Raw genomic sequence first — 16163 nt, 5'->3', positions numbered from 1 at the left:
AACGGAGAGGAAGACCGGCCGAAGGCAGGTTGCAGGCCGACGCGGCCCGCCTAAAGCCCCGTGACGCCCGCTCCCCCGCCGGAACAGACGGATCAAACACGCCGCCGGGCAAAAGCCCGGCGCCTGATTCGCGCGCCGATCCAGCGTACGGGACATCATGGGACGCCAGGCCCGCATCGCCGCGATCGGCTGCAAAAAATTCTTTGGCGGCGAACGGACGTGCGCTGACGTTCGGTGACGTCCTGGGATATCCCATGGGTCCGTATGCGGCGAGATGGCACCATTTCCGCCACTCTTGACGCCCGTACCGGACCCGGCATCCTGACCCGACTGGGGAAGCTGACAACCGCTTAAGGAAGGACCAGCCATGTCCCATGACCGCATCATCCGCCTCAAAGCCGTTCTCGACCGCACCGGGCTCAGCCGCTCGACGCTCTACCGGAAGATGCAAAGCGGCACGTTCCCAAGGCAGGTGCGCATCGCCACGCGCTGTACCGGCTGGCGCGAGTCCGCCGTCAGCGCATGGATGAAGAACCCGATGTTCTTCCATGTCGACGACCTGCCCGCAGAGTAGCCCGTGCCGCAACTCACCGACAGGCTCATCGGTATTCGTGACGTGGCCCGGCGCATCAGCCTCAGCCGCACGACGATCGCACGGAGCGTGAAGGCCGGATCATTCCCGGCGCCGGTCCGCTTCAGCGCGACCTGCGTCGGCTGGTACGAGTCCGAGATCGATGCATGGATCGCAGAGGCACGTTAGCGGCGGTTGCCTTCCAGAAGCTCTGCGGGCTCGGCGAGCCCCTCGCACAGCATGTCGGCCCAGTCCTGCGCGATCTCGATGCGGCGATCCATGAACGCCGCCCGGTTGTAGGCGCTCTCCACCGTGTTCGCGGGGACATGCGCAAGCATCAGGTCGATGACCTTGGCATCGAGCTCGGCAAGGAGGCGCTGGCCGCTCTCGCGGGCGCTGCGCTCGGCCACCTCGTTCATGATCGTCGAGAAGCTCGCCCGCCAGCCGTGCGGCACATGGCGGCCGTGGAACCCCACGCGGTTGTAAAGATAGCCGATGGCATTCTCGCTCATCGGCCGATGCGCATGGCGCTGCGAGGGAAACACCAACTGGTTCCGCCCGGTCAGCGTCCGCATGGCGCGCAGCACAGCAACAGACTGCCGGGAGAGCGGCACCAGATGATCGAACGCCGCCTCGTCCTTGCGCACAAGCACCAGCTTCATCCGCGTAGAGGGGATACGCCACAGCGGCGGGTCTCCACCAACACCATCAGGATGCTCCCAGTCGATGTTCTCGAACTCGTCCCAGGTTACGCCGCGGATGACGCCGGGTCTGACCGCTGTCAGCGCGACCAGCCGCGACGCGAGCTTCACCACCGGCGTTGCGTCAGAACCTTCCGCCGCGAGCAGAACGCTGCGCGCATCCTCAATCTGCAGCATCGCCGGCTGCCGGCCTTTCTTCGGCACCGGCTTCATCGCCTTCACAATGCCGGACGCGGGATCATGATCAGCGACGCCTTCGGCAATCGCGTAGCAGAAGATCGACGAGATGCGCTGGCGCAGCCGCCGCGCCGTCTCGATCGCGCCGCGTGCCTCGACCTTGCGCAGGGTCGCGAGGATCACCCGGCTGTCGATCGCCGGGATCGGAAGCTTGCCGAGGTGCGGGAAAACATCGTTCTCAAGGCTCGAGATTACATCCGCGGCATGCACCGGCGCCCAGCGGGGCGCCTGCAGCGCGTGCCACGCGCGCGCCAGCTTCTCGAACGTCTCCATCGCCGCGGCAGACGCTGCGAGCTTGCGCTTGCGCTTCTCGACGGCGGGATCGCGGAAATCGCGCAGCTGCTGCCGGGCCTCATCGCGAAGCTTGCGCGCCGCGTCCAGAGACACCTCGGGGTAAAGGCCGAAGACCAGCCGCTTTTCCCGATCAGCAAAGCGGTACTTCATCCTCCACGACTTCGCGCCCTTGCGCGTCACGTAGAGGTAAAGCCCGCCGGAATCCGCAAGCTTGTAGTCCCGCTCGGCGGGCTTTGCTTTCCGCACCTGGAGGTCTGTCAGCACAAGTGCCCCCATCTCTCAAATCGGCGCCCCCAGAAACGTCCCGTACAGCATGGGATTTGGGGGCACTCAAAGGAATCAAATGAGAGAGAAGACTAACCGAAAATTGGCTGAAAAGCAAGGAATTCCGGTACTTTCAGAGCGCTCTAGAAGAGGCTTGGTGGCGGAGCGGGAGGGATTCGAACCCTCGATACGGTTTTGCCGTATACTCACTTTCCAGGCGAGCGCCTTCGACCACTCGGCCACCGCTCCGCATCGCTGGGGGAGCGCCTTAGCGCCCATTGCGGGGGTTCGTCCAGCCCTCAATGCAAAATGCAGTCTCCCTCGATGTCCCGAAAATGGCTATTCTTCCGGCAGTCAGCTGCGACATGCGCGAGGCGCTGTGAAAGGAGAGCCGTAATGAAGTGTGGCCTTTGGATGGTGACGGTTCTGATGGCGACGGGGTGCGCAGCGGAAACACAGCGGCAGGATGCAGCAGCGCCGGTTGCACCGGCAGCGGCCGCCACTACCCCCACATCACCTGTCACTCCCGCGATGTGGGCATTGGAAACCATTGTGGGCGAGACACCCGCACCCGGTGCCCGGTTCCAGCTCAAACTGGGCGTGGACGGGCGAATCGGCGGTCGTTCGGGCTGCAACAATTTTTCGGCGCGCTATGCGCTGAACGGCACCGCGTTCACGGTGCACCCGCCGATGATCGGCACCAAGATGGCGTGCCCCGAGGCAGTCATGGCACAGGAAGCGACCTTCCGCGCCGTGCTGGAGACGGCGACCACAGCGTCGGTAGGCGCGGATGGCAAACTGAAGGTGACGAGCAGCGACGGCCGCATGCTTCGCTTCGCCAATACCGGGGCATGGGAGAGCGGTGCCGCGGAAAACGCGGCCACGGGAGGTATTGCCCCGCCGATGCCCGTTCCCTCGCACATCGTGATGCGCTGCGGCGCGGAGCAGCTGCGCGTGCGGCTTGTGGATGAGCAAGCGGAGGTGATTCTTGATGACGGCAGCGCCACCATGCTCCCGCGGCTTGCAGGTGAAACAGGCGCCGCCGAAACCTACACGAACGGACGCATGACTCTGGAGCGCCAGACGTCGCCGCAGCACGGCTTCCGCTTCGCACGCGGCCGCATGGCGCTGATGCCCTGCATCCTCGCGCAGAACTGACCCTCTTCGGGGTGCCCATTCTATCCATCCGCCGGCGGCTTATCACGATGTGATAGACCCCGGCCGGGTGCGGTTTGCAGCCCCGGCGCGGCTTCCCCTATGCACGGGAACGGCACTCCCGCCGCGTAAGGGCATCCATGGCGCGTCTCTTTCGTATCGGCCAGATCGTACCGAGCTCCAACACCACGATGGAGACCGAGATCCCGGCCATGCTGCGCGCCCGCGAGAGCATCCGGCCGGAGCAGTTCAGCTTCCATTCTTCGCGGATGCGGATGAAGCGTGTGACGCGCGATGAACTCGCCGCGATGGACGCGCAAAGCGTGCGTTGCGCCGAGGAGCTTGCCGACGCGGAGGTCGACGTGATGGGTTACGCCTGCCTCGTCGCCATCATGTCGTCAGGGCTCGGCTACCACCGCACCAGCGAGGAACGGCTCGGAGCGGCGGTACGCGAGGCCGGCGCGCCCTGTCCCATCGTCACCAGCGCTGGCGCGCTCGTTCAGGTGCTGGGCGAGATGCGGGTGCGCCGCGCGGCGATCATCACGCCCTATCTGCGGCCGCTCACCAATCTCGTCGCCGAATATATCGAGCATGAAGGCGTCCGCGTCGTCGATACGATCGCGCTCGAGATCGCCGACAATCTGGAGGTCGGCCGCCGCGATCCGCTGTTGCTGCTCGAAGACCTGAAGCGCCTCGATGTCACCGGCGCCGAGGCCGTCGTGCTGTCGGCCTGCGTGCAGATGCCGTCGCTCGACGCGCTTTCGCGCGCGGAGGACGCCGTCGGCCTCCCCGTCGTGTCCGCCGCGGCCTGCACCGCGCGCGTCATGCTGCAGTCGCTCGGGCTGGAACCCGTGGCCCCCGGCGCCGGCTTCGCGCTTTCCCCGGCTTTCGCGCCACTGCCCGAAGCTCTTTCCTTGTGAGCGTGGCTCCGTTAACCCGGCCTGTCAGTTCGGTGGTCAGGCAGGAAAAGCGCATGGAATCGAAATTCTATCAAAACTGGCATTTAGCCAAGACCGATGGGGAATACCGCGTCACCGAGTTCGAATGGTCGATCATCCGCTTCTACGAGGCCTTTTCGCGCTGGGTGACGACGACGGGCTCGGTGCTCACCGATGCCGACATCAAATTCTCGGAGCACCTGATCCTACACGTGATCCGGATGCAGAACCGCCCGAAGAGCAGCGCCACCATCGCGCGGATGATCAACCGGGATGACATCCCCAACATCCAGTACAGCCTGCGCAAACTCGAATCCGCGAAGCTGATCCGCAAGACCAAGGAAAAGGCCGGCAAGATCTTCTCCTACAGCGTCACCGAGGCGGGCAAGCGGATGACCGACGAATACGCCGATATCCGCAGCGACCTGCTGCTGAAGGCGATCGGCACGATTTCGAACATCGACGAGCGCATCACCGAGATGACCCAGCTTCTCGGCGTGCTCACCGGCATCTACGAGGAGATGGCCCGCAGCGCGGCCACGTTCAGCACGCCCTGATCCCGCCTTCGCGGGCGCCGTGCACGCTGAACCCCTGGCCTGTTTCGACGCCCCCTCCTCCCGTGAAGACAGGAGGAACGACATGACGGACAATCCCGAACTCGGCACCATGCTGCCGACCTGCGGCTATCGCACCAACTGCCACGATCAGGGTGAAGGCGATGCGGTGATCCTGCTGCACGGCTCCGGCGCGGGCGTGTCCGGCTGGGCGAACTGGCGCGGCCTCATCCCCGAGCTTGCCAAGTCGTGGCGTGTGCTCGCGCCCGATCTCGTTGGTTTCGGCTACACCGAAACGCCGGACGGCTTCACGTTCCGCTTCATGGACAGCTGGGTCGATCAGGTGTTCGGCGTGATGGACGCGCTCGGCATCGCGCGCGCCCACATCGTCGGCAACAGCTTCGGCGGCGCCGTGGCGCTGTGGATGGCGCACCGCCAGCCCGAGCGCTCCGGCCGGCTGGTGCTGATGGGCCCCGGCGGCTGGCCGCTCGCGGTCGGCGCCGAGCTGGCCTCGCTGTGGGGCTACAAGCCTTCGCCCGAGGCCATGCGGCAGGCGATGAGCGTGATGGCGTACAATCAGGGCCTCATCACCGACGAACTCGTCGAGATGCGTTACCGCGCCACGCTGCGTGAGGGCGCGCAGGAGGCCTTCGAGAGCGTGTTCCCGCCGCCCTACCAGCGCTGGCTCGATGCGCAGGCGCTGCCGATCGCGGCGCTGCAGGGCATCACCAACGAGGTGCTGCTGATCCACGGCCGCGACGACCGCGTGGTCGATCCCAAGGTCTCGTGGAACCTCCACCAGCACCTCATCAATTCGCAGTTCCACAGCATCTCGCGCTGCGGCCACTGGACGATGATCGAGCACGGCCGCCGCTTCCGGCAGCTCGTCGAGAACTTCCTGGAGGAGGAGCGCGCGGCATGAGGCGCTGGCAGCTCGAAGGCGTCGGCATCGAGGCCCTGAAGCTGAACAGAGCGCGAGTGCCCACGCCCGGCCACGGCGAGGTGCTGGTGCGCGTGAAGGCCGCGGCGATCAACGCGCGCGATCTCGGCACCCTCGCCGGCCACTATCCCAACAAGCCGGATGTCGTACCATTCTCCGACGGCGCCGGCATCATCGAGGCGGTGGGACCCGGCGTCTCCGGCTTCGCGGCCGGCGACGCGGTGATGGGCTGCTTCTACCCCTTCTGGGAAAGCGGCCCCGCCGACGAGAACAACCGCACCTCGCTCGGCTGCAACCTCGACGGCATGCTGTCGGAATACGCGCTCGTGCCGGCGAGCGGCCTCGTCCTGAAGCCCGCCACGCTCGATTTCGCCGAGGCCGCCACGCTGCCGTGCGCGGCGCTCACGGCGTGGACGGCGCTCTACACCGAAGGCGGGCTGCGGCCGGGGCAGACGGTGCTGGTGCAGGGCACCGGCGGCGTCGCCATCTTCGCGCTGCAGCTCGCGAAGCTGTCACACGCGCGCGTCATCCTGCTGTCGGGCAGCGACGCGAAGCTCGAACGCGCCAAGGCGCTCGGTGCCGATGTCGGGATCAACTACCGCGAGACGCCCGAATGGTCCGCCGCCGTCCTCGACGCGACGGGCGGCAAGGGCGCCGACATCGTCGTCGAGGTCGGTGGGCAGGACACGCTGGCGCAGTCGCTCGGCTCGGTTCGCGTCGGCGGGCGGATCAGCGTCGTCGGCGTGCTTTCCGGCCTCGTCGCCCCGGTGCCGGTGCCGCAGATCCTGTTCCGCCACATCACATTGTCGGGCATCACCGTCGGCCACCGCGCGGATTTCCGGGCGCTCGTCGCCGCCGTGGATGCGGCGGGGCTGAAACCCGTCATCGACCGCCGCTTCGCCTTCGAGGACGCCGTCTCCGCCTTCGCCGAACTCCCCACGGGGAAGCACTTCGGCAAACTGGTGGTGGACGTCGATCCGTCCTAGAGGCCCATCTCGCCGCGGCTCCGCGTAAGTGTGTCGATCACGGCGTACATGATCTTCCGCGCGCAGGGCATCAGGTCGGGCACGTAGGTCGCGCCCATGCCGCCCAGCCCTTCGGCGATCGGCTCGGGCGAGCCCGTCGCCGGCCACGGCCAGCCGATGCGCGCCGTGGGCACGCCGAGCCGCCGCAGCGCCGCGCCGTCGGTCTGCCCCCCGAGCAGGTCTGGATCGCGGTAGGGCGCGTCCTCGATCGTCTCCCAGCCGCGCCGCGCCGACTGGATGATCCAGTTGGATGCATCCGTCGTGCCGCCGGGCGTGGAGCCATACATCTCCCAGTCGAGATCGAGGTCGGGATGCGCCGCACGCAGTTCGGCGATGAACGCCGCGAACTGACTCTTCACTTCGCCCGGCGTCGTGCGCGGGTTGATGCGTACATCGAGGAAGATCTGCGTCGTCGCGCTCGGGAACGCTGGCCGCTCCGGCCAGCCGCCGCGCACGCCCGCGATCCAGCCGTAGGGCTTCACGACGCCCGAGGTGTTGCGTTCGGCATAGTCGATCAGCCATGCCTCCAGCTTCTGGATCACCGTCGCCGCCGGCACCACGGAGCTGCGGAACGCCGGCAGCCCGCGCGGCACGCCCGCGTAGCCGAGCGTGCCCTTCACATCGATGCGGAACCAGCCCATGCCCGGCTCCTCGTGGTACACCCAGTTCCATGGCTTCATGATGATCGCGAAATCGGGCGCCATGCCGCGGTTGAGCAGGTGGAACACGCCGTTCGACATGCCCGCGTTGTCGCGCGCGGCGATGTTCACCGGCATGCCGCCGTCGGCGAACCCGACGTTGAGGTCGCCCACGATCGGCACGTCCGCCTCAATGAGCGCGGTCGCGATCTCGACGAGCGTCGAAACCATCGCCTTCGGGTTCGACGAGCCGAGCCCATAGACCCAGTTTCCCACCATCTTCGCCTCGGGCCTCAGGTCCGCGTATTGCTCGGGCCCGGCCCAAGGAAAATCGCTTTCGTCGCCTTCGAGATGCGTGTCGATCGGCGCGTAGAGCAGCAGCGTCGCGCCGCCGCCGCTGCCGCGCCGCTCGGCGAGCACGTTGCCGGTGCGCTCGCTCATCGGCTTGTAGGCGGAGCGCAGCCCCGCCGCGCCCAGCCGCGCCGCCACGAACTCGCTCGCCGCGCGCGTCGCGCCCGTGGGGCTGTGGATGTTGGTGAGGTCGAACAGGAACTGCTTCAGCCGCCCCGCATCGAGCCGCGCGCAAGCCGCTTCGTACCAGGCCTGCTGCTCCGCCGAGAAGGGGGCCTTGACGGTGGGTTCCATGGCTGATCGCTCCTTCGTTATGCCAATGCCGCGAGCATGGCTGCGCCTTGCCGCAGCAACGCCCGGTCGCTTCCGCTCCGCCCGACGAACTGCAGCCCGAGCGGCAGGCCGCTTTCACTGCCGCCGGGGAAGCCGAGACAGGGTGTGCCGAGCGCCGTCCACGCGCGGTTGAAACGCGGGTTGCCGGTCGCCGACAGCCCCTCGGGCGCGATGCCGGGCGCGCCGGGGGTGAGCAGCACGTCGGCCCGGCCGAACAGCAGTGCCTCGTCCGCCTTGCAGGCATCCTGCACGCCGCAGGCCCACGTGTAAGTGTCCGCGCTGATCCGCTCGCCCTCGTCGATGAAGTCGCGGAAGATCTGGCTCACCTTGTCCGCACGTTCGCGGCGCATATCGCCAAGGCAGAGAAAGGCTTCGCGCTTGTGGATGATCGCCTGCGCTTCGGCTAGCTTCACGAACGGTTCTGCCGCGGCGATGTCGATCACGTCGTAACCGGCTGCGCGGAGTCTCACGGCGGTCTCCTCGAGCGCACGCTGCATGGTGGGGCTTGCCTCCTGCCACGCCTCGCTGCGGTAGAGGCCGATGACGGGCGCCGGTGCTGGCAGATCGACAGCATCGCCGAACACGGCGTCGACGAGCAGCAGGTCGTCCACCGTGCGTGCGAAGCTGCCGAGCGTGTCGAGCCGGTGCGCAGTCGCGATGACGCCGTCGTTCGAATAGCGGCCGAACGTCGGCTTAAAGCCGTGGATGCCGCAGAAGCTCGCCGGGCGGATCACCGATCCCGCGGTCTGCGTGCCGAGCGCGAGCGGCACATGAAAGTCCGCCACCGCCGCCGCCGATCCGCTCGACGAGCCGCCGGGCGTGTGGCCGGGGTTGAGAGGGTTGGCCGTGGGGCCTGGCCGATAGGTCGCGAACTCGGCGGTGACGAGCTTGCCCATGATGACGGCACCCGCCGCGCGCAGCGCCGCAACGCAGGCCGCATCGCGGGTGGGGAGATGTCCGGCGAATGCCTCGGAGCCGAATTCGGTCGGCATGTCGGCGGTGTCGATGACATCCTTGAGGCCGATGGGGACGCCGTGCAGCGGGCCGCGCGGAGCTTCCGCGTCGCAGGCGCGGGCGGCGGCGAGTGCGGCATCGGGATCGACCCAGGCCCAGGCATGGACTACGGGTTCGCGGGCGGTGATGCGATCGAGGCAGGCGCGGACGAGCTCTTCCGATCCGAGTGATCCGGTGCGTATGCGGGCGGCGGCTTCGGAGGCGGAGAGCGCAGGGAGATCGGTTACGGCTGTCATCCGCTCAGCCGACCATCCGGTGCCCGAACAGCATCGGCTGATCGTAGTTGCGCACTTCCCAGTCGGGGCCGATCAGCCGGCCGCCAAAGCCGTATTCGATACAGAAACCCGAGGGTGTGCGGATGTAGAAGGATTGCATGTGATCGTTGCTGTGCTTGCCCATTTCCATGAACAGCGGCACGCCGCTGTCGCGCACGATATCGTAGGCATAGCCGACATCGTCGTAGCTCAGCGCCTCGATCATGATGTGGTTGAGCGCGCCCGGCTGGATGCCGTTGAAGCAGTTCATGATCGCGAGCGTGTGATGGCGCGGATTGCAGTGCAGGAAGATCGCTTCGATCCCATCCCAGCCGATGTAGTCGGAAAGGCTGAAGCCGAGCACGTCCCGGTAGAAGGCAACCGTCGCGTCGGTATCGGCGACGTGGAACACGACATGGCCGAGGCCGAGACCGCGTGTGTTGTATCCGGCGATACCGCGCGTCGGCGCGAAGGCGAGATTGTGCGCGAGAGGACCGAAAAACAATTCGGTCTCCGCGTTCAGCAGCGGCTCGTGGAAACGATACCCCGAGATCACCTTGCGGTCGGCGCGCGTCGCGGCGTCCATCTCATCCACGGTGAAACCGAGGCCGCGCAGTTTCTCAACAAGCGCGAGCAAATCTTCGGGCGAAGCCATTTCCCAGCCAAGGCTGTGCAGCCGGTCCGTGGCAGCGGGATAGAGCGTGAAGCGGTGGTGGAAATCATCAATGCGCAGGTCGACGGCGCCATCCGGGCGTCGCGTCGTTTGCATCCCCAGAACGTTCGTCGCGATCTTCAGCCATGCGTCCATATCGCTGACGTCGAGCGTGACGTAACCGAGTGCTGAAACTCCCATGGTTCCCTCCCTTGCCGCGTTCAGGTGCCGCTGGCGGTGAACTGTTCCGCGAAAATATTCTCTGCCGCGAGGCCGAGCCCCTCCAGGTGACGCCGCGCCGCGTCGATCATGCCCGGTGGGCCGCACAGATAGGCAACGCTCGCCGGATCGATCGGCTCTCCCGTGCCGATCGCCGCAACCGGATTGCCGATCCGCACGCCTTCGGGTCCGTCGCCGCGCTCCACAGAGATGCGGAGGTCGAGCGTCGGCAACCAGTGACGGCGCAGATCGAGCGCATCGAGATGGAACAGGCCTTCCGCGGACTGACAGCCGAAACTGAGCAGCATCTGCGGCTTGCGGCCGGGCACGCCGCGCAAGCTGTCGATCATCGACATCATCGGCGCGAGGCCGGTGCCGCCCGCGATCATGATGTGCGGCGCGCGCACCTTCTCCCGCAGGAAGAAGTGGCCGTAAGGCCCCGAAATCTCCACGACGTCGTCCGGCGCCGCGCGCTGCGTCAGCCATTCGGACATCACGCCGCCGGGCAGGATGCGGATCAGCAACTCGATCTTCGGCAGTTCGCCGGGCGTGCTCGACATCGAATAGCTGCGCATCGCATCGGTGCCGGGCACCTTGACCTGCACGAACTGGCCAGGCCGGAAATCGAACCAGCAGCCTTCGGCGAGTTCCAGCTCCAACCGCACCACGTCCGCCGCAACGCGCTCGACCGCGTTGACGAAGGCGTGGCCCTCCACCGGGCGCGAGGCCCCCGCCTCGCTGTCGTAGCCAAGTTCGAAGCGGCAGTTGCCGTGCGGTTCGGTGACGCACAGCAGCCGAAACCCTTCGGCCCGTTCGGAAGCGAGCAGCGTCGAGCTTGCACCCGCCCGGGTGTCCGCTTCGCCCGCCGTGAGGCTGGCGAGGCAGCTCGAGCAGCTTCCCGACCGGCACTGGTAGAGCACCGGCAGGTCCGCCTTCAGCGCGGCATCGAGCACGGTTTCGCCGGGGGCGACCTCGAGCCGATGTTCGACGCCGTCGCTGAATGCGATCTCGACCTGGAACGGACCGTCCGTCATCAGTCTTCGATCTTTTCCACGAAGTAGCTGGGCTTCTTGCCTTCCGCGAGCCGGCGCATACGGATGCTCGACGTCTTGGTGGCGTTGGTGACGCCGCGTCCCGGCTTCGCGATGCCGCGATTCCAGCGCGAGGCGAGCTTGCGCCAGGTGACGGGCGAAACGTCCGTCGCGACGAGCTGTTCGTCGTCCCAGCCGGTGCCGTCCGCGTAGAATTCCTCCATCGCCTCTCGGGCGTAGAGATCGCAGTCGTTGAAACCGTTGAGGCAGAGCGGCACGTAGACGCGGTCGAAGCGGTACTTGAATTTCGTCCGTTCCTCGTCGGTGCGGCACACCTTCACGAGCACTTCCCAATATTCGTAGAGGTCGTCCGTGATCGGCACGTACCACTCGTATTGAACGACATGCTCCTCGGGCCAGTTTTCGACCATCAGGCAGCCCGGCAGCACCACCGACGTACGATAGAAGCGGCCGTTGACGCCTTCCACCTTCAGACCCAGTTCCTCGTTTTCGAGAACCGGCGCCCACTTGTCGGTGAACAGCCACTGCATCAGGCCCTTCGGCCCGTCTTCATCCTCGATCAGCGTGATGGCATCGTCCGACGTCGGCAGCAGGCCGAGCGGCAGCACCCAGTTCATCGCCTGGACGATGGTGTTGTCCTTGTGGACGAGGATGTGTGCATTATCGAAACCGTTCTCGCACGCGATCCGCCAGTTGGTCTCGCCGGTGCGGTGAATGCCGAGCGCAACCGCATTCTCATCGAGGATGCTCGGCGACGCGGGCCACAGCGGATGCGGAAAACGCTCGCTGTTGTCGGGGAAGCGTACCGGCAGGTCGGACGCGAGCGGCGGCACGTCTTCATCGGGGAAATCATCCTCGCGCACGAAGACGAAGATCATCCCGCCCTTCTCTTCCACCGGATAGGTGGTGATGCCGGTGTTGCCGATAAGCTTGTCTTCGGGATTGGCGATGATCGTCGTCAGCTTGCCCGATTCAAGATCGAACGTGAAACCGTGATACCAGCAGCTGATGCTCTTCTTCGTGAGGCACATTGGCTTTGCCGAGAGCCGCACGCCGCGGTGAACGCACTGATCCTTCAGCGCATAGATCTTGCCGTCGACGCGGCGCAGCACGATCGGCACGCCGCAGATCTGGATGCCCTCCACGCCCTCCTCTGGCAGTTCCTCGCTGAACAGCGCCGGATACCAATGGTTGATGAAACCCCAGGCCGCATCCTTGTAGGGCTGATACTGCCCCTGCAGCTTCTGGTCGTTCATGCGCTTGTCGCTGATCTCGTTCAGCCGCACGGTCTGTCGGCGGCGGATCGGTGTTGCTTCGTTCATCGTGTCGTCTCCCTCGGAATTGAGTTCATGCTCACGCCTGCATGAAGGCTCCCACCACCTCGTCGTGCTCCTCGGGCCGCTCCCATTGCGGCCAGTGCGCGCAGCCCCGCATGATGTGCTTCTGTGCGCCCGGAATGATCTCCGCGAGCCGATCGGCCGCGTCTTCCCCGTGGATCGGGTTCTTGTCGGTCCAGAGCACGAGCGTCGGGCATGTGATCCGCCGGATCTCGTCCTCCGTGAAATAGAATTCACCGATGTTTGGCGCGAACAGCCGCTTGTAATATTCGATAAGCGCATCGCGCGTTTGCGGGATCGACCACAGCGCCATGCGCAGATCGACCAGCTCTTCGGTGACGCCGCCGAGCGGCATCAGCCATTCAAGACGCTTGCGCAGCAATTCCCGCGTGGGGTTCATCAGCGCGTTCACCGAGGTTTGGCGCAGCGCATCGAGATCGGTATCGCCCTCGTGCACCTTCGAAGGATCGAGGCTCATTCCCCACGTGGTGTTGAGGATGACCTTCGAGGTCCGCTCCGGGTGATTGACCGCCATGTCATACGCAATCCAGCCGCCAAGCGATTCGCCCTCGATGGCCGCCTTCTCGATGCCGAGATGATCCATCAGATCGATCACCTGCGCGGTGAACTGATCGAGCCAGTTGCCGTCCTCATCGGGCCCCTTGTCGGAATATGCTGGTGCCGACGACATGCCGTGCCAGATGAAATCCATCGCGATCGGACGGCAATATTCGGCAAGCCGCATCATGTTGCGCGAATAGGTTTCCGCGTGGCCGCCGCCGCCGTGCAGGAGGATGAGCGGCGGCTTGTCGTTTTCGACCGTGATGATGCGCGTGCGGAAACGGCCCGTGTCCACAAACCGGGTTTCCGTTCCAAGCAGGTCGATATGAATTGAAGCCACCGTGTCTCTCCGCATGACGTGATCCGCATCCACCGTAACAGCCGATTCATGATCACTCGATTTACAATAAAAAATCAATAGACTTTCAATTTAACAGGTACGAAAAATCCGCTGGATCGCAGCTTTCCGGGGGCGGGCGGTCTCCCTGCCCGCCCCCGGAAACCGGACCTCAGCGGAAGCTGTAACCCATGCTCAGCCCCCACCAGCGCGGGCGTCCATAGGACTCCTCGGTGCAGCCGCAGAGCGTCGAGAGATCGTAACCCACCGTTTTGTATGTCTTGTTGGTGAAGTTGTTCACGAACGCCGAGATGCGATACGCCTCGCTTGCATCCGTCCAGCTGACCCGGGCGTTGAACAGTGCATAGCCATTGATCTTGTTCGCATCGAAGTTGCGGATGTTGTGGTAGAAGCTCGACGAATAATTGCCGTCGACACCGATGGTGAGCGCGCCGCCGAACACGTCGGTGGGCAGCTCATAGCTGATCCGGCCCGAAAGCTGGGTCTGCGGCGCGAATGTCGGCCGCACGGTTTCGAACACGCCCGGCGCGATCTGCACGTTCTTCACCCGCGCGTTGAACACCGATGCGGCAAGGCCGATCTCGAGACCGGGCGTGGGCCGCAGTGCAACGTCCGCCTCGGCGCCGTAGGTGCGCCCGTCGCGGTTCTGCACGAAGCCCGAGACGTTCGAGAAGGTGAACGCCTGGTAGTTCGAATAGTCGTAGTAATAGACCGAACCGTTGAACGTCGCGCGCCCATCCATCAGCGTCGACTTGAAGCCGCCTTCGTACGACAGCAGCACTTCGGGCTTGTACGGGATATCGCTGGGGTCGAGCGGCGGCGTGCCGTCGGGCAGCTTGGCGTTGTAGCTGCCGCCCTTCACGCCACGGTTGATGCCCGCGTAGAGCAGCAGATCGTCGTTCGGACGGAACTCGATCTGCGCCTTGCCCGCCCACAATGTCTTGGTGCGCTTGTCGGCGAACGAGGGCTGCAGCGGGAACAGGATCGTGCCCGTGTCGATCCGGTATGGATCTTCGTCGACGATGCCGTTCGAGGCGAATTCGTATTCCTGGTGCTCGCGGATCAGTCGGCCGCCGACGATGAACGTCCACTGCGGCGCGAACTTGTATTCCACCTGACCGAAGATCGATCCGGACTGCGTCTTCAGGCGGAACGTGTTGACGAGATCGATGCCGGTCGTCGTTGCGCCGAGCAGGCTCGAATAGATCGAGTAAGCGGGCGCGAGGAAGCCGTTCGAGGATTTCGCATCGATATCGAGGTAATAGGCGCCCACCGTCCAGTCGAGCGTGTCGCTGCTGCCGGTCAGGCGGATTTCCTGCGTGAAGCTGCGCGTGTTCGCCTTGGTGCCGTATTCGACGAGGCTGAGCGGCGAGGCTTCGACGTCCATGCTGAAGTTCTTGGTGAACTTCTTGTAATCGCTGATCGAAACGAGCGTCGCGCCGTCGAATTCATAATCGAGGTGCAGTGCGCCGTTCCAGCTTTCGGTGCGGTTGAGATCGGACTGCGCGAAGTCCTTGGAAACCAGGCGCTTCGAAGGATCGGGGGCGATGAAGCCGAACCAGTCCGCACCCGGAAGGCGGGTTGCCGGCGCACCGGGGAACGCCGTGTAATTATTGCCGTTGTGATCGATGCCGACGCGGGTTTCGTTCGGCCCCGCGTAGATCGCATTGACGACGCGGCCGAGAGAGTCGACCACCGGCACCGTCGCAGCCTGCGTGTAAGGCCCGGTCGAGAGGTGCTGGCGGGCGGCCGCGCCGACGAGGCGGACGGTCAGGCGGTCGCTCTTGAATTGAAGCTGGGCGCGCCCCGCGAGCGTGTCGTCGTTCCACTCGTCCTCGCAGCAGGGCGAGACTTCCTGACCGAGGTTGAGCGGTGCGCCTGCGGCGGCGCCCGACGGATAGATGTTTTTCCAGATCTCGTCGTGGCGGTTGTAGAACACCGACACGCGCGCACTTACCGTTTCGGAAAGCGGCCCGCCGATCCCGGCCTCGATGCGCACCTGATTGAAGCGTCCGTAGGTGCCGTCGATCGAACCTTCGAGCGTGTCCGAGGGCTTCTTGATTACATAGTGCACGAGGCCGCCGGTGGCGTTGCGCCCGAAGAGCGTGCCCTGCGGGCCTTTCAGAACCTCGACGCGTTCGAGGTCGAACAGGCCGAAGGTCTGGCCCTGCAGGTTGGGGATATAACCGTCATCGACATAGACGGCGACCGGCGCTTCGATGGCGTCGTTGAAGTCGTTCTGCGTGACACCGCGGATCGTGAACTGGCTGTTCTGGCCGCCTACGTTGCCCGAGATGTGCACGCCGGGCGTGAGCCGGGCGATCTCGAGGCTCGACTCGACGCCGAGCGATTTCAGCTCCTCGCCGGCAAAGGCGGCGACCGAGATGCCGACATCCTGAAGCGACTGCGCACGGCGCTGTGCGGTCACCACGATCTCACCGAAGGTTTCCGGCGCTTCCGGCTGCGCATCCTGCGCGGCGGCGGCACCGAGCGGCAGGGCGAGTGCCGCAAACGCAACACCGGCCCGAAACATCGACATGCTTTTCATTCCGTCCCCCTCTTGAATCCCACCACATGTACCGATGCCGAGACCTTCCAATCTCCACCGGCCGCTCCCTGTCCCGACCGCCCGTTTTATCGGCAGGTTCGGTCCTGATGATGAGGATGTGCGGGGTCGGGCAGGCTGTCAAAGCGCCTGACGGCCTGGCTCTCATT

Annotated in this window: 15 protein-coding genes and 1 tRNA gene; 7 read left to right on the top strand and 9 right to left on the bottom strand. The window is 65.4% G+C overall.

What is annotated here, in order from left to right:
• Nucleotides 1-367: 367 nt before the first annotated feature.
• Together ACE3TJ_RS15250 and ACE3TJ_RS15245 are read left to right on the top strand one after the other, a co-directional pair.
• The gene (locus tag ACE3TJ_RS15250) at nt 368-574 is read left to right on the top strand and encodes an AlpA family phage regulatory protein (protein WP_339707831.1); all 207 of its coding nucleotides are present in this window, start codon (nt 368-370) and stop codon (nt 572-574) included.
• A 3-nt stretch (nt 575-577) separates the two neighbouring features.
• Nucleotides 578-760 (top strand): helix-turn-helix transcriptional regulator, encoded by a 183-nt coding sequence (locus ACE3TJ_RS15245; protein WP_374597610.1) that lies wholly within the window; start codon nt 578-580, stop codon nt 758-760.
• Here ACE3TJ_RS15245 and ACE3TJ_RS15240 read toward each other — a convergent pair.
• Together ACE3TJ_RS15240 and ACE3TJ_RS15235 are read right to left on the bottom strand one after the other, a co-directional pair.
• Nucleotides 757-2067, bottom strand: a complete 1311-nt coding sequence (locus ACE3TJ_RS15240; RefSeq protein ID WP_374597608.1) for a tyrosine-type recombinase/integrase — start codon at nt 2065-2067, stop codon at nt 757-759. The two genes, ACE3TJ_RS15245 and ACE3TJ_RS15240, sit on opposite strands and share 4 nt — an antisense overlap.
• A 158-nt stretch (nt 2068-2225) precedes the next feature.
• Nucleotides 2226-2316: transfer RNA gene (locus ACE3TJ_RS15235), tRNA-Ser, on the bottom strand.
• Nucleotides 2317-2463: 147 nt separating this feature from the next.
• Here ACE3TJ_RS15235 and ACE3TJ_RS15230 point away from each other — a divergent pair.
• From ACE3TJ_RS15230 to ACE3TJ_RS15210, 5 genes are all read left to right on the top strand, one after another.
• Nucleotides 2464-3225, top strand: a complete 762-nt coding sequence (locus ACE3TJ_RS15230; protein ID WP_374597606.1) for an META domain-containing protein — start codon at nt 2464-2466, stop codon at nt 3223-3225.
• A 137-nt stretch (nt 3226-3362) separates the two neighbouring features.
• The gene (locus ACE3TJ_RS15225) at nt 3363-4142 is read left to right on the top strand and encodes an Asp/Glu racemase (protein WP_374597604.1); all 780 of its coding nucleotides are present in this window, start codon (nt 3363-3365) and stop codon (nt 4140-4142) included.
• 53 nt (nt 4143-4195) lie between these two features.
• The gene (locus ACE3TJ_RS15220) at nt 4196-4717 is read left to right on the top strand and encodes a winged helix DNA-binding protein (RefSeq protein WP_374597602.1); all 522 of its coding nucleotides are present in this window, start codon (nt 4196-4198) and stop codon (nt 4715-4717) included.
• An 82-nt stretch (nt 4718-4799) separates the two neighbouring features.
• The gene (locus ACE3TJ_RS15215) at nt 4800-5636 is read left to right on the top strand and encodes an alpha/beta fold hydrolase (protein WP_374597600.1); all 837 of its coding nucleotides are present in this window, start codon (nt 4800-4802) and stop codon (nt 5634-5636) included.
• A complete protein-coding gene (locus ACE3TJ_RS15210; RefSeq protein ID WP_374597598.1) occupies nt 5633-6640 on the top strand; it encodes an NAD(P)-dependent alcohol dehydrogenase in 1008 nt (335 codons plus the stop codon). The genes ACE3TJ_RS15215 and ACE3TJ_RS15210 overlap by 4 nt, the downstream gene beginning before the upstream one ends.
• Here the strand turns inward: ACE3TJ_RS15210 and ACE3TJ_RS15205 are convergent.
• The 7 genes from ACE3TJ_RS15205 to ACE3TJ_RS15175 all read right to left on the bottom strand — a co-directional run bounded on the left by ACE3TJ_RS15205 (nt 6637) and on the right by ACE3TJ_RS15175 (nt 15987).
• Complete coding sequence (locus ACE3TJ_RS15205; protein ID WP_374597596.1) at nt 6637-7962, bottom strand: acetylornithine deacetylase; 1326 nt, start codon at nt 7960-7962, stop codon at nt 6637-6639. The genes ACE3TJ_RS15210 and ACE3TJ_RS15205 overlap by 4 nt on opposite strands.
• A gap of 17 nt (nt 7963-7979) precedes the next feature.
• Nucleotides 7980-9251, bottom strand: coding sequence for an amidase (locus tag ACE3TJ_RS15200; RefSeq protein WP_374597594.1), 1272 nt, complete (start codon nt 9249-9251; stop codon nt 7980-7982).
• 4 nt (nt 9252-9255) lie between these two features.
• Nucleotides 9256-10122 carry a VOC family protein gene (locus tag ACE3TJ_RS15195; protein ID WP_374597592.1) on the bottom strand — a complete coding sequence of 289 codons (867 nt, stop codon included), beginning with the start codon at nt 10120-10122 and terminating at the stop codon, nt 9256-9258.
• A 20-nt stretch (nt 10123-10142) separates the two neighbouring features.
• Nucleotides 10143-11174, bottom strand: a complete 1032-nt coding sequence (locus ACE3TJ_RS15190) for an FAD-binding oxidoreductase (protein WP_374597590.1) — start codon at nt 11172-11174, stop codon at nt 10143-10145.
• Nucleotides 11174-12514, bottom strand: coding sequence for a Rieske 2Fe-2S domain-containing protein (locus ACE3TJ_RS15185; RefSeq protein WP_374597588.1), 1341 nt, complete (start codon nt 12512-12514; stop codon nt 11174-11176). Before ACE3TJ_RS15185 ends, ACE3TJ_RS15190 begins: the two co-directional genes overlap by 1 nt.
• Nucleotides 12515-12545: 31 nt before the next feature.
• A complete protein-coding gene (locus ACE3TJ_RS15180) occupies nt 12546-13430 on the bottom strand; it encodes an alpha/beta fold hydrolase (protein WP_374597586.1) in 885 nt (294 codons plus the stop codon).
• A gap of 169 nt (nt 13431-13599) precedes the next feature.
• Nucleotides 13600-15987, bottom strand: a complete 2388-nt coding sequence (locus ACE3TJ_RS15175; RefSeq protein WP_374597584.1) for a TonB-dependent receptor — start codon at nt 15985-15987, stop codon at nt 13600-13602.
• Nucleotides 15988-16163 lie beyond the last annotated feature (176 nt).

It is taken from the genome of Sphingosinicella sp. (assembly GCF_041916975.1).
Taxonomy (GTDB): Bacteria; Pseudomonadota; Alphaproteobacteria; order Sphingomonadales; family Sphingomonadaceae; genus Sphingosinicella.
Note: the sequence above shows the minus strand (reverse complement) of the source record. Positions and strands in the feature narration are given on the sequence as shown.